Origin of the sequence: Lyngbya sp. CCY1209 (assembly GCF_035615495.1) — a bacterium.
Classification (GTDB): Bacteria; Cyanobacteriota; Cyanobacteriia; order Cyanobacteriales; family Microcoleaceae; genus Limnospira.
Genome location: NZ_JAJENU010000278.1, coordinates 1 through 11,225, shown reverse-complemented (window position 1 = coordinate 11,225; position 11,225 = coordinate 1). Strand labels below are relative to the sequence as shown.

14 protein-coding genes are annotated in these 11,225 nt (G+C 52.4%); 9 read left to right on the top strand and 5 right to left on the bottom strand.

The window, feature by feature from the left end; translation table 11 throughout:
* The first annotated feature begins 17 nt into the window (after nt 1-17).
* The 3 genes from LKE08_RS08190 (at nt 18) to LKE08_RS29260 (ending at nt 1,257) form a co-directional block, all read left to right on the top strand.
* A complete protein-coding gene (locus tag LKE08_RS08190; protein WP_324703725.1) occupies nt 18-584 on the top strand; it encodes a GUN4 domain-containing protein in 567 nt (188 codons plus the stop codon).
* A 111-nt stretch (nt 585-695) separates the two neighbouring features.
* Nucleotides 696-1,121 carry an AAA family ATPase gene (locus tag LKE08_RS08185; protein ID WP_324703724.1) on the top strand — a complete coding sequence of 142 codons (426 nt, stop codon included), beginning with the start codon at nt 696-698 and terminating at the stop codon, nt 1,119-1,121.
* Nucleotides 1,003-1,257, top strand: a complete 255-nt coding sequence (locus LKE08_RS29260) for a DUF4276 family protein (protein WP_375341409.1) — start codon at nt 1,003-1,005, stop codon at nt 1,255-1,257. The genes LKE08_RS08185 and LKE08_RS29260 overlap by 119 nt, the downstream gene beginning before the upstream one ends.
* A 200-nt stretch (nt 1,258-1,457) precedes the next feature.
* Here the strand turns inward: LKE08_RS29260 and LKE08_RS08180 are convergent, their stop codons facing one another.
* The 3 genes from LKE08_RS08180 to LKE08_RS08170 all read right to left on the bottom strand — a co-directional run bounded on the left by LKE08_RS08180 (nt 1,458) and on the right by LKE08_RS08170 (nt 3,322).
* Nucleotides 1,458-2,132, bottom strand: a complete 675-nt coding sequence (locus LKE08_RS08180) for a hypothetical protein (protein WP_324703723.1) — start codon at nt 2,130-2,132, stop codon at nt 1,458-1,460.
* A gap of 118 nt (nt 2,133-2,250) precedes the next feature.
* Entirely contained in the window at nt 2,251-2,580 is a 330-nt protein-coding gene (locus LKE08_RS08175) for an MgPME-cyclase complex family protein (RefSeq protein ID WP_324703722.1), read from the bottom strand.
* A 25-nt stretch (nt 2,581-2,605) separates the two neighbouring features.
* On the bottom strand, nt 2,606-3,322 hold the full coding sequence (locus tag LKE08_RS08170; RefSeq protein ID WP_324703721.1) for a pyridoxine 5'-phosphate synthase: 717 nt from the start codon (nt 3,320-3,322) through the stop codon (nt 2,606-2,608).
* Nucleotides 3,323-3,454: 132 nt separating this feature from the next.
* Between LKE08_RS08170 and LKE08_RS08165 the strand changes: the two genes are divergently transcribed.
* The gene (locus LKE08_RS08165) at nt 3,455-3,649 is read left to right on the top strand and encodes a DUF433 domain-containing protein (RefSeq protein WP_324703744.1); all 195 of its coding nucleotides are present in this window, start codon (nt 3,455-3,457) and stop codon (nt 3,647-3,649) included.
* A gap of 13 nt (nt 3,650-3,662) precedes the next feature.
* Here LKE08_RS08165 and LKE08_RS08160 read toward each other — a convergent pair whose 3' ends face one another.
* The gene (locus tag LKE08_RS08160) at nt 3,663-6,065 is read right to left on the bottom strand and encodes a hypothetical protein (RefSeq protein ID WP_324703720.1); all 2,403 of its coding nucleotides are present in this window, start codon (nt 6,063-6,065) and stop codon (nt 3,663-3,665) included.
* Between the two features lie 172 nt (nt 6,066-6,237).
* Between LKE08_RS08160 and LKE08_RS08155 the strand changes: the two genes are divergently transcribed.
* The 4 genes from LKE08_RS08155 to LKE08_RS08140 all read left to right on the top strand — a co-directional run bounded on the left by LKE08_RS08155 (nt 6,238) and on the right by LKE08_RS08140 (nt 7,683).
* Nucleotides 6,238-6,381 (top strand): hypothetical protein, encoded by a 144-nt coding sequence (locus LKE08_RS08155; RefSeq protein ID WP_324703719.1) that lies wholly within the window; start codon nt 6,238-6,240, stop codon nt 6,379-6,381.
* 146 nt (nt 6,382-6,527) lie between these two features.
* Nucleotides 6,528-6,848 (top strand): hypothetical protein, encoded by a 321-nt coding sequence (locus tag LKE08_RS08150; protein WP_324703718.1) that lies wholly within the window; start codon nt 6,528-6,530, stop codon nt 6,846-6,848.
* A 96-nt stretch (nt 6,849-6,944) separates the two neighbouring features.
* Nucleotides 6,945-7,181 (top strand): DUF4327 family protein, encoded by a 237-nt coding sequence (locus tag LKE08_RS08145; RefSeq protein ID WP_324703717.1) that lies wholly within the window; start codon nt 6,945-6,947, stop codon nt 7,179-7,181.
* Nucleotides 7,182-7,263: 82 nt separating this feature from the next.
* The gene (locus tag LKE08_RS08140; protein ID WP_324703716.1) at nt 7,264-7,683 is read left to right on the top strand and encodes a hypothetical protein; all 420 of its coding nucleotides are present in this window, start codon (nt 7,264-7,266) and stop codon (nt 7,681-7,683) included.
* Between the two features lie 271 nt (nt 7,684-7,954).
* On the opposite strand, the gene LKE08_RS08135 is transcribed toward LKE08_RS08140, so the two are convergent.
* On the bottom strand, nt 7,955-9,082 hold the full coding sequence (locus tag LKE08_RS08135) for a precorrin-8X methylmutase (protein WP_324703715.1): 1,128 nt from the start codon (nt 9,080-9,082) through the stop codon (nt 7,955-7,957).
* Nucleotides 9,083-9,165: 83 nt separating this feature from the next.
* Between LKE08_RS08135 and LKE08_RS08130 the strand changes: the two genes are divergently transcribed.
* Nucleotides 9,166-11,115: a heavy metal translocating P-type ATPase gene (locus LKE08_RS08130; RefSeq protein WP_324703714.1), complete on the top strand. Its 1,950-nt coding sequence runs from the start codon at nt 9,166-9,168 to the stop codon at nt 11,113-11,115.
* Nucleotides 11,116-11,225: the final 110 nt, after the last annotated feature.

The window sequence follows — 11,225 nt, the reverse complement described above, 5'->3', positions numbered from 1 at the left end:
GCGAGTCACTTTAGATCATGTCCGAACACGCCCAGGAACTCAACCCCACCGAACCCCCGGCTTCCCTCGAAGAACGGGTCGCCCGACTCGAAAAAACCCTCGATCAGGTGGTGTTGCTGATGAGCGACACTTTCCGTTACGGGAAGTTGCGGGAGTTATTGGAGGCGAAAAATTGGCGGGAAGCCGACTTGGAAACAACCCGGGTGATGTTGGAAATCGCCAACCAACCCAAGCACGACAATCTCAAACCGGACGAGGTGATGTTGTTCCCATGCAGCGCCCTCCATTTGCTCGATCAATTGTGGTTGAAATACAGCAATAACCAGTTTGGATTCAGCGTCCAACGGCGGATTTACACCGAAGCGGGGGGGACGGACGACATCTCCAATATTGACCTGGATTTGTTGGCGCGGGTGGGCGATCGCTTGGGGTGGCGCGAAGAGAAGAAATGGCTCCCTTACGAACAACTCAATTTCAGCCTTTCCGCCCCTCCGGGATGCCATCCGTCGAACTGGTGGCGATCGGCCTACGGCGCGAAAATGGCGGTCTATTTCTTAGCGCGGCTGATGCGGTGCGGGGTTTAACAACACTCGCCCTCACCCCCAACCCCTCTCCCAATACTGGGCGAGGGGAGCCACTTTCTTGTTCCCCCCAAAATTGGGGGCTAGGGGGGCTTTAAAGACTTAGGCAAGGAAATGATGATTACCATTCCAAAAATAGAATATCTTAAAGTTACCAATTACCGAGCATTACACGATATAGAATTAAAAAAAATCACCCCACTGACCGTATTTTTGGGACCCAACGGCAGCGGAAAATCGACGATTTTCGATGTGTTTGCATTTCGGTCCGAATGCTTCACCGAAAGCCTCAGAAAAGCCTGGGATAGGCGGGGTAGATTTCGGGAACTCCGCACCCGAGATAGTGAAGGCTGCATTGTCATTGAATTCAAATATAAAGAAACCTCTCAATCACCTTTAATCACCTATCATCTCGCCATCAATGAAGAAAATAATCGCCCTTTCATTGCCGAAGAATGGCTGCACTGGCGGCGGGGAAAAACAGGCAAACCGTACTTGGGAAGCCTTAGAACGGGTTCTGAAAAGGGCGGGATATCATAAAGGAGGGCTGGAGAAATATAAAGCATCTGGCGATATTGCCCAACATATGACCCCTGAAGTCAATCGATCTCAGAGTTTTCAAGTTTTTTATCGTTCCCTATTAGAATTGACTGGAAATAATTGTAAACTTTTGTAAAAAATTCAATCAAATCCGGTTGAATGCCCGGAAAAAAATGGGTTGGATATCCGCACCGCTTGGGAATCAATTCCAGAGGGCGCAAGCCAGTCACCCCTACCCGATCAAATCATCTTCAAATGATTGGGGAGGTTGAGGAGGGGATAACCGGATTTGAGATGGCGAAGCGACGAAGCTCTATTGCCGATCGCGATAACCGTTCAATCCCCCAAAACCAAACCGGATCTGAGAATCGTGACGCGGCTGCTATCCACCACCAGAGGCCAAAATCCCCGCTCGTTGAGGGTTTCAAAGGTGTCGAGAATGTCCTCGGCTTCGGCACTGTATTCGACCAACAAATAGGGGCGCTGGCCGTAGGAAACCAGGGCGATTTGTTGGCCGATCGCCCGTTCGACTTGGGCGGCAATTTCCGGGCGGTTGAAATAGTCCACCAGCACCGCATAACCCGAGCCGAGGGGTTCCGGGTCGTATCGGGAACTAGGGGGCGATCGCCGCACCACCCGGCCGGCAGGGGGTCTGGGAGTTGCCGCCACGTCGGGCTCGATGACGTAGGCCGACAGTCCCGCCGTATCCTCGAAATAAGCGGCCCAGTCTTCCGCGATCAGCATATCCTCAAACCCGCCGACCCGCGTCACCACGTCATCGATGTAGCGACAGACATCGCTTTCGATATCGTCGGGGAGGGCATCGCGGGCGATCGCCTGTTTTTCCGCCGTTTCGCTGACGATCAGGAGCAAATATTCGCCCGCTTCCGGGGGTTCGCAGGCCGTCTGGGCCGGACTCGGTTGGGCGCCGAATCCCAAACCCAGCAGGGCGACCCCCAGCGAACCCATCCCGGCAAACCACTGTCTCACACCAATTTGACCTGTAGCCATAGTTTATGTTCGCGATCGCTTTTGCCCGCCATTGTATCGGAAGAAGGGTGTGGGGTGTAGGGTGTAGGGTGTAGGGAAAGTCAAAATTCCCCATTCCCCATTCCCCATTCCCCATTCCCTACGAAACCGTTGTCAGGGATGCGATCGGGTCCGGGATGCTCTCCGAGGGAGCTTGGAATTCTCCGGTGATGACGTGTTCCAACCGCAGTTTCAGCCAGGTGATGAATTGGGGGTTGGTGGAGACGACGGCGGCGGCGGGTTTCGGGCATTTCGCCTTAATTTCCGCCATTTGCGGCGCCTCTAAAAAGGCGGGTTCGACCACCAGCCAAAAGTCGATCGCCTTTTCCTGTTCCTGGTAGTTGCGGGTGCGTTCCCGCAGGACTTCTTCAAAGGGTTCCTCTTCGAGGAGGAAGTGTTTGCTGGCCAAGACGTAATGATAAGTTTGCATTTGAACCTGGAATAAATGGGTTGACTCAGGCGAGGATCGCCTGTTTCATTTCCCGCACGGCCCGATCGAGGCCGACGAGAACAGCGCGACTTATTATTGTATGGCCTATGTTGAGTTCTTCCATACCTTTTAGGCGGGCGACGGGGGTGACGTTCCAGTAGGTGAGGCCGTGACCCGCATTCACCCGCAGTCCGGCTTCGATCGCCAACCGGCATCCGTCGGCCAAAACGGTCAGTTCCTTTTCCCGTTCCGCCTCTCCGGAGGCTTCGGCGTAACATCCCGTATGCAGTTCGATGAATTTCGCCTTCACCGCCGCCGAGGCTTCGATTTGGGACGGGTTGGCGTCAATAAACAGGCTGACGGGAATTCCCGCCCCCTGCAAGGTGCCCACCACGTCCGTCATCCGGGCCAGTTGTCCGGCGATGTCCAGACCCCCTTCGGTGGTGACTTCCTCCCGCCGTTCGGGGACGAGGGTGATATAGTCGGGTTTGATATCGAGGGCGATCGCGACCATTTCATCCGTCGCGGCCATTTCTAGGTTGAGGTGGGTTCTCACGGTTTCCCGCAGCAGCCGCACGTCCCGATCTTGGATGTGGCGCCGGTCCTCCCGCAGGTGCACCGTGATGCCGTCGGCTCCCGCCAATTCGGCGATCGCGGCTGCGGCCACCGGATCGGGCTCCACCGTCCGCCGCGCCTGTCGGATCGTGGCAATGTGGTCGATATTGACTCCGAGAGTCGGCAATTTCGCTGTCTCCTGTAGAGTGGGTAGGGAAAAATTGACAATTTATGATTATAGCAGCAGCGATCGCGCATGACACGGATTAATTTTCCTGTTGCCGATTGTTGTTCTTTTTAAGCTGTGGTCAATGAAATGATGAACGATCGCGATCGGATCACCATCGAACCCGGAAAGCGCAGCGGTCAACCTTGCATTCGCGGAATGCGAATCACGGTTTATGATGTGTTGTCATATCTCGCATCGGGCATGACTTACGAAGAAGTCCTCGATGATTTTCCGTATTTGACCCGAGAAGATATTCTCGCTTGTTTGAGTTATATTGACAGATAAACGAATTGTCTGTTTAGGATAAATGATTCATCGATCGCCGGACTCGTTCGATTTGTAGGGGCGCATCAATTTTTTCCCAAAGTGCGATCGCTCTGTTAAAATAATCTTGGCTATTTGCGATTTCTCCCATTACTTGATAGGTTAAACCCAGTTGATAATACGCTTCAGCTAAGTCGCATTTTGCACCAATTTTCTCTAAAATTTTTGTCGCTTCATCGTGATAGTTTAATGCCGTTGACACATCGGATCTCATATAAATCTCGCCCAGTCCCATAAACCCTTTTGCTTTCACCTGTAAATAGTTGGTTTCATCAGCAAATGATATTGCTGTGTTATACTGAGTTTTGGCTCCGTCAATATCTTTTAAATTATAACAAGTCTTACCCGTAAAAATATAATAATAACTGGTGTACCATATTCCGGCTTGTATGGAGCTTATTCGGTCAAACTCCCGATCAAAATCATTCATTGATCGTTTTAAAAAAATTTGAGATTTTGCGCTTTCATTGATCGATGAATAACAAAATGACAACATAGAATAAACATCAGAAATTGGAAGACTTTTTGACCGATCTATCAATGATATATGAAATTCCAATAGCTCGATAGCTTCTTCAAATTCAAGTAATTCCAATTTGCACAATGCTTGACTCAAAAAAGAAACGATATAAAGCCTATAAATTTTGGGGTCTTTTTCGTCATTTTTGTAACTCTCTTCAAGTTTTTTAGCAATTTCTGCTAATTTTTTGTGAGCGAACAGAGAATCTTGAAGTCTTCCCATCATCCAATATGTGTCTCCCAAAACATTATAGAGTCTGCCCAAGGAGAAGCTCACTTTAACCTTATCTTTGATCGCGTTTATTGCTTGCTCTATTTGTATCAATAAACCCAATCTATAAAACGAGCAGCCTAACGGTTCACCCATTTCATAAATATGATCGCGTTCTGTAGCAATTACATCTGCCGCACCATTAAAATCTTCGATTTGCAAGTAATGATAGTACGCCTCAAGAGCCGTAATTGCATCCTTTCCTGTATCAATAGTATCAACAATTTGTGTCCAAAACCTTGCCACTGTTCGGTTTGCCTTTTCCCGATCTTCACTAATTTTTGATCGTTCAAACGCTTCTTGTCGAATCAAAGGATGTAACTTATACTCACGATTGACACGCTCAATTAAACCGCGCTTCCACAACCTCTCGATCGCACCTGAAGCGTCTCTTTTCGGCACATCCCATAATAGACACAATAACCCATCTCTGGGAACAGTTGGCACATCCTGATACCGAAAACACCCCATCCGGCAGAGTAATTGATAAGCCATCAGATCAACACTTTCTAGGCGTCCAAATTGTTCGACGAGCAAATTGTGAACTGCCGTTTCCACCGATACCCCTTCCTCGGTATAATGAATCTCCCAGTAATCTTCAATATCTCTCTCGTAATCTAAAGCAATCCGTTCACGCAAAATGTTCATCGCCAAAGCATTCCCACCATAAGCTTGATGGATTTCCGCTAAAACCGGAGAATCTGCATTTAACTCTTGTTGACTAAAATATTCCCGCCAAGCCTCCACACTCAGAACTTTTAACGGATAGAGTACGATATCCAAACTTTCGCAAACTCGTTCCCGACTGGTAATCAACGTTAGGGATTTGAGAGAGCGATCGCACAATACCCGCAACAATTCCACATAACTGCGATGATCGGCGATAAATTTCCCATCTTTATCTAACGCGGGTTCCAGGTTATCGACTAATATCCCGATCGCCTCAGACTGTAGCTTCTCCCGCAGGCGATCGCACGACACCAAAAATTCCCGTCCCGGTTCCTCCCCCAACTTCCGCAAATTTTGTTCGATCCAACCTTCCGCCGAGTTAATATTTTTGGCATCTTTTGCAATATCAAACCGCAGCGGAGGCTGACTGAAGCGTTGCGTCAAGTATCGCTCCGCCAAAACCGTTTTTCCCACACCCCCCGGACTTTGAATCAAGATACAGGTTGCACCCCTTTCCACCAAACGATCCAAGTCCGCGATCGCCTCTTCCCGTCCCACAAAATCCCGATCCGTCAACCGCTCAATATTTTGCGGTGGACTAATTGTCGGATGATCCGATATGTCGAGTTCTTGTTCTTGTTTCAGTCTCCATTGCTGTTCAACAATTCCCCTAAATTTTCTTTTCGTAACTTGTCCGTCTGGAAGATCAAATAAATTCCCAATTCGCTTCCAAAGTGCACTCCCAACCTTTCTAAATTCTGCATCATCATTATGTATTTTAAACTCATCCATTATTTTGTCATAGCTCAAATTTTCCCATGATCCTTTAAATATTTTTTGTTCGGTCTCAGTTAACTGATACGCAAATTGACGGATCAGCAAATCTTCTATAAATTTGAGAGCGGTTTCAGCATCCATAGCTTCTTGCACCCCGACTGGCTAAACTGTAACCCACAAATTCCCCACACGCACCCCACAAAAAATTGCCCACAAATTCCCCATGTTTTTTTCTTCGGATACGGGCGATAGTAAAAACATAGAGGAAGTAACGCCTCTCAAGTCAAAGTGAACTGTATAAGGAGAACATCTCATGGCTTCTGAAACTCTCAGAACGAGCAAAACCTGGTCTGGTAGCTACCGCGCCAGCGACTCCAAAGGCAATGAAGGCTATGGAAGCACCGAAGGCAAAGCCATCGAAGCGCTGAAAATGGCTCAAAACAAGAAGAACAAGTAGCGTGCTGATTCAGAAGATAGCTGTATTCTAGCACGGGTTCAATTCTTCTGTCACTCGGTATCGGATGGGGCGGGGATTCAGCCTCGCCCCCATCCCCATCGTGCCAAATCGTACCTGTCCGACAAATTGATAAGGAGTCAGTAAAGATGAAATCGAATTCCTCTCACCCCAGCAAACTCCAAAAGTCCGGCGTGAATTATGGTCGGACATTTATTCCCCCCTATTCTCACCGGCAACGCCCCTATTTCTCCATCTCGTCCTCCCATCGAGTTGAACGGGTAGAAACCCCCGACCAGCGACGACATCGCGAGGTTCAGGCGGAAGCGATCGCCACCCAAAAAAAACATTTGCGCGATCGCCTCTGTCAACGCCTCCTAAAAGCCCAACAACGGGGCGACACTCGCCTGGTTCGGGAACTCCGAAAAGAGTGGGAAGAACTGTTTCCTGACACGCCCAGCATCATTTGATCGGCGATATTTGCGTCAATTATCTTAATCCGAAATTGGGGCGAACAGTTCGCCCCAGAATTGACTCCCATCTCCAGATAATCCCAGGAGGAAAAAATGGTTACTAGCATCGCTCGACCTTCGACCACTTACAGCATCGACACGATCCGGGAAGATGTCCGTTATTTGGTGCAACAGGGAATCGTCAGCCGCCATCAATCGATTGATACCTTACTGGCTTATATTCCCGATCGCGATCGCACCGATTTCCGGCGGGAATTGGAATTGAATGACTATCTACTCCGCGATCGTATTGCAGATTTAATTCCCCAGGAACGTTGGCAAAATGACTGAGAACATCTCCGACTCAACTTTCCAATAAAACTATCCATATCACGAATCAAGCATCTCTTGTAATGAATCGGATTGAACCCTCATGCAACATTTATCCTCTCTTTCCAATCTCGTAGAAACTGACCTGCGACGGGTGCAGCGATCCTTGGGAATCGATCGCCCTCCCCAACTGTTTCCCAAACAATTGGAAGGACAAGATCTTCTGGCCGGATGTCTCGACCTGAATGGCTTAGAGTTATTATTGCTGTTCGGCGATTCCTATCCGACAACACCGCCAATTTTACTGGCGACTTTACTCGATCGCGATACCGAACAGTTGGAACTCCGTTGGTCTTTAAACACCCCGCCAGAAGAACGGTTGATAACGGCGATGCAACGGGTTCTTCACAGCCAGGGTTATCATCCCAAACTCGATCATCAAAAATTCACAAAACAACCCTCTAAAAATTGTCAAAAAAATCGCAGCTTCAGTTTTTGGGAATGGTTTTTATTTGGAGGTTAATTCATCAATATATCAAATTCGGTTATTCAGCCGCACTAACTCCCCAATCATCTTCAGATGATTTGAGCTGTTAGCTTGGGAATTGATTCCCAAGCGGTCTCGATATCCAACCCGTTTGGTTCCGAGCATTCAACCGGATTTGATATGAGATACGTAAGATCCCCCTAAATCCCCCTTAACAAGGGGGACTTTGAATGGGTAAGCGTGCCTCATGGAATTGAAAATTGCTACATTACCTATTCCCTATTCCCTATTCCCTATTCCCTATTCCCTATTCCCCCAAATAACAGTGACAGTCGGGTTTTTCGATCAAAGACGCCGCCAGGGAATTCAACGCCACGGCGGCCAGCAGTCCCCCTCCCAACGTTCCCTCGGTGGTGATGTAGGGAATTGACAGGGACATCAGGCGCCGCTTGGCGGCGGGGGCGTGGCTGAAGCCGAGGGGCATACCGATCGCCAGTGCGGGTTTGCAATGTCCGGCTTCGATGGATTCGCAGAGTTTCATCAAAATTGAGGGGGCGTATCCGCACACGAAAATATTGCCCTCGATCGCGCTCTGGATGCGATCGTACCATTCGGGAGTCCGCCAGAATTCCCGCTCCGCGTCCATCGCCGTTTCGACGTGGGGATCGGCGATCGCACTGGTCCATTTACAACCCAAATGGGTCAGCCGCACCGTATCCAACGCCGCCGCCACCGGCCGAACGTCCGCCACGACAGTACAACCGGCTTTCAAGGCGGAACGGGCCGCTTGGATGGCGTCGGGACTCAACCGGACAAAATAGGCCAAACTGACGTCGCCGCAGGCTAAAATCAGTTGCGAGATCAGGTCGATTTCGATCGCCGATCGCCCCGAGAGGTCGGGGAGCAACTGCTGCAACCCCTCCCGGAAGTTTTCGGGATGTCCGGCGACACCGGCATCGAAGTGGCACCAGAGGTCCTCGATGCGCGATCGCTCGGCCCGGGTTTCCGCTTCGAGCAACCGCAGTTGGGCCAAAGCCTCCGCCTGCCGTTCCTGACAGGAGCGATCGCGCCCCAGCAACCCCTCCAAAGCCGAGGCGGTCTGCCGCAGTTGGGCGAGTTGTTTCAACACGCTCTGATAGTGGTCCCGCAACTGTGCGGTCAGGTTTTCGGCCGATGAGGTGGGAGATTCCGCGTCGAGAATTTCTTTGATGTGGGAGAGTCGAAATCCCTGTTGTTTCAGGGCGACGATCCGCCGCAGCCGCCCGACATCGGCCCGGGTGTACAGGCGGTAATTGCTCGGCGATCGCGCCGGATTCGGCAGCAGGCCGATTTTGTGGTAGTGCCGGACCATCCGGGGGGTGACATTCCCCGGGACGGCTTTCGTCAGTTCCGTGATGGTCAATGCCGGCCCTTCGGGGGAGCGGGAGGAGGACATGGGCGAATCCTGACTCGATAGCTTGACATTAACATTAGTGTCAGGGTTTAGGGTGATGGGGTTAAAGACCGACAACCCCGATCATGGCTCACGAACTTTCCAATCAATATCACCGCACCTCCCCGACATTCCCGATCGCCTCCTGGCTGCGAACCTACCCCGACGCCGCCGCCGCGATCGCCTGCGCCCTCCTCACCCTCCTGGGTTGGGCCGCACTGCAAGGAAACTGGGTCGGGTTGGGGGTGTGGATACTCCTGGCGGGTTACGTCATCGGCGGGTACGAGAGCGCCCGGGAAGGGCTGACCACCCTCTGGGAGGAGCGGGAACTGGATGTCGATTTGCTGATGATCGTCGCCGCCCTGGGAGCCGCCGGACTGGGACTGTGGCAGCAAGACTATCATTTATTGGTGGACGGGTCGATCCTGATTTTGATCTTCGCGTTCAGCGGCGCCCTGGAAACCATCGCCACCCAACGCACCGCCAGCAACATCCGGGCCCTGATGCAGATCGCCCCGGACACGGCCCGGGTTCTCCGCGACAACCGGGAACAAATGATGTCTACCTCGGATTTGCAAGTGGGCGATCGCATTTTGGTGAAACCGGGGGAATTCGTCCCCACCGACGGCCTCATCGCCTCCGGTTCGAGTACCCTCAACGAGGCCCCCATCACCGGGGAATCCATGCCGGTGGAGAAAACCGCCGGGGACGAGGTGTTCGGCGGCACCGTCAACGGCGCGGGCGCCCTCACCCTCGAGATCCACAAATCCCCGGAAAGCAGCCTCATCCGCCGGGTGATCTCCCTGGTGGAACAGGCCCAAACCACCGAACCGCCCTCCCAGCAGTTTTTGGAGCGGTTCGAGCGGGGGTATGCCAGGGCGATCGTCGTCACCGGGATTTTGCTGGGGACGCTGCCGCCGGTTTTGCTGGGGTGGAATTGGGAAACGACCATTTATCGGGCCCTGGTGTTTCTGGTGGTGGCCTCCCCCTGCGCGTTGATGGCGGCGATCATGCCCGCTTTATTATCGGCGATCGCGAACGGGGCGCGAAACGGCATTTTATTCAAGGACGGGACGCAATTGGAACGGATGGCGAGGGTGCGGGCGATCGCATTCGACAAAACCGGAACCCTCACCACCGGACAGGTGCAGGTGGGGGCGGTGATTCCGGCGCCCGGAGTCCCGGAAGATCGGGTATTGCAATTGGCCGCATCTCTGGAGGTGTATTCGGAACATCCCATCGGCGAGGCGATCGTCAACCGGGCGAAAATGGGGGGTTTGGACTTGATTCCCGGCACCGACATCCAGGCGAAAGCGGGGTTGGGAATCGTGGGCAATTTGGAAGGAAAAACCGTCCGGGTGGGGAAGGTGGCTTTCGCCTGTCCGGAGGGGGTGGAGATTCCGGCAATTTTGCGCGATCGCGAGCGGGAGTTCCAGGCCGAGGGTCAGTCGGCGATCTGGGTGGTTTCTGACGACGAATTGCTCGGCATCGTCACGGTGGCCGACCAGATCCGCACCCAGGCCCCGGCGTTGCTGGACTCCCTCAGACAGATGGGAATCGAAAGTATCGTCATGCTGACGGGGGACCACACCGCCACGGCGAACAGCGTCGCGGATTCTCTGGGTATCGATCGCGTCTTCGCCGAATTGCTTCCGGAAGATAAAGTGGATGCGATCGCCGATCTCCAACGAACCTGCGGGACCGTGGCGATGGTGGGGGACGGCATCAACGACGCCCCGGCCCTGGCCCGGGCGGACGTGGGCATCGCGATGGGGGGTGCGGGGACGGACGTGGCCCTGGAAACGGCGGACGTGGTGCTGATGGCCGATCGCCTGGAAAAATTGGTGCAAGCCGTCGCGATCGGGCGCCGCTCCCAGCGGATTATCAAGCAAAATATCGCTTTCGCCCTGGCGTCCATCGCCGTGTTATTGTGCGTCAACTTTATCGCCGGGTTGACAATGCCGCTGGGGGTTTTGGGTCACGAGGGCTCGACCCTGTTGGTGACGCTCAACGGCCTGCGGATGTTGCGAGGTTGACACTCCCCGCCCTAAAGGGACAGGGATTCTTGGTTCACGTAAAATCTCCGATACGTTTGGAAGCTCTGTCTCTTTAGAGCAGGGAGGAAAAACGAACGGCGACTTGAGTC

Coding starts and splice junctions, on each gene's coding strand:
- LKE08_RS08190 (WP_324703725.1), top strand. CDS start 18: ATGTCCGAACACGCCCAGGAACTCAACCCCACCGAACCCCCGGCTTCC.
- LKE08_RS08185 (WP_324703724.1), top strand. CDS start 696: ATGATGATTACCATTCCAAAAATAGAATATCTTAAAGTTACCAATTAC.
- LKE08_RS29260 (WP_375341409.1), top strand. CDS start 1,003: ATGAAGAAAATAATCGCCCTTTCATTGCCGAAGAATGGCTGCACTGGC.
- LKE08_RS08180 (WP_324703723.1), bottom strand. CDS start 2,132: ATGGCTACAGGTCAAATTGGTGTGAGACAGTGGTTTGCCGGGATGGGT.
- LKE08_RS08175 (WP_324703722.1), bottom strand. CDS start 2,580: ATGCAAACTTATCATTACGTCTTGGCCAGCAAACACTTCCTCCTCGAA.
- LKE08_RS08165 (WP_324703744.1), top strand. CDS start 3,455: ATGAACGATCGCGATCGGATCACCATCGAACCCGGAAAGCGCAGCGGT.
- LKE08_RS08160 (WP_324703720.1), bottom strand. CDS start 6,065: ATGGATGCTGAAACCGCTCTCAAATTTATAGAAGATTTGCTGATCCGT.
- LKE08_RS08155 (WP_324703719.1), top strand. CDS start 6,238: ATGGCTTCTGAAACTCTCAGAACGAGCAAAACCTGGTCTGGTAGCTAC.
- LKE08_RS08150 (WP_324703718.1), top strand. CDS start 6,528: ATGAAATCGAATTCCTCTCACCCCAGCAAACTCCAAAAGTCCGGCGTG.
- LKE08_RS08145 (WP_324703717.1), top strand. CDS start 6,945: ATGGTTACTAGCATCGCTCGACCTTCGACCACTTACAGCATCGACACG.
- LKE08_RS08140 (WP_324703716.1), top strand. CDS start 7,264: ATGCAACATTTATCCTCTCTTTCCAATCTCGTAGAAACTGACCTGCGA.
- LKE08_RS08135 (WP_324703715.1), bottom strand. CDS start 9,082: ATGTCCTCCTCCCGCTCCCCCGAAGGGCCGGCATTGACCATCACGGAA.
- LKE08_RS08130 (WP_324703714.1), top strand. CDS start 9,166: ATGGCTCACGAACTTTCCAATCAATATCACCGCACCTCCCCGACATTC.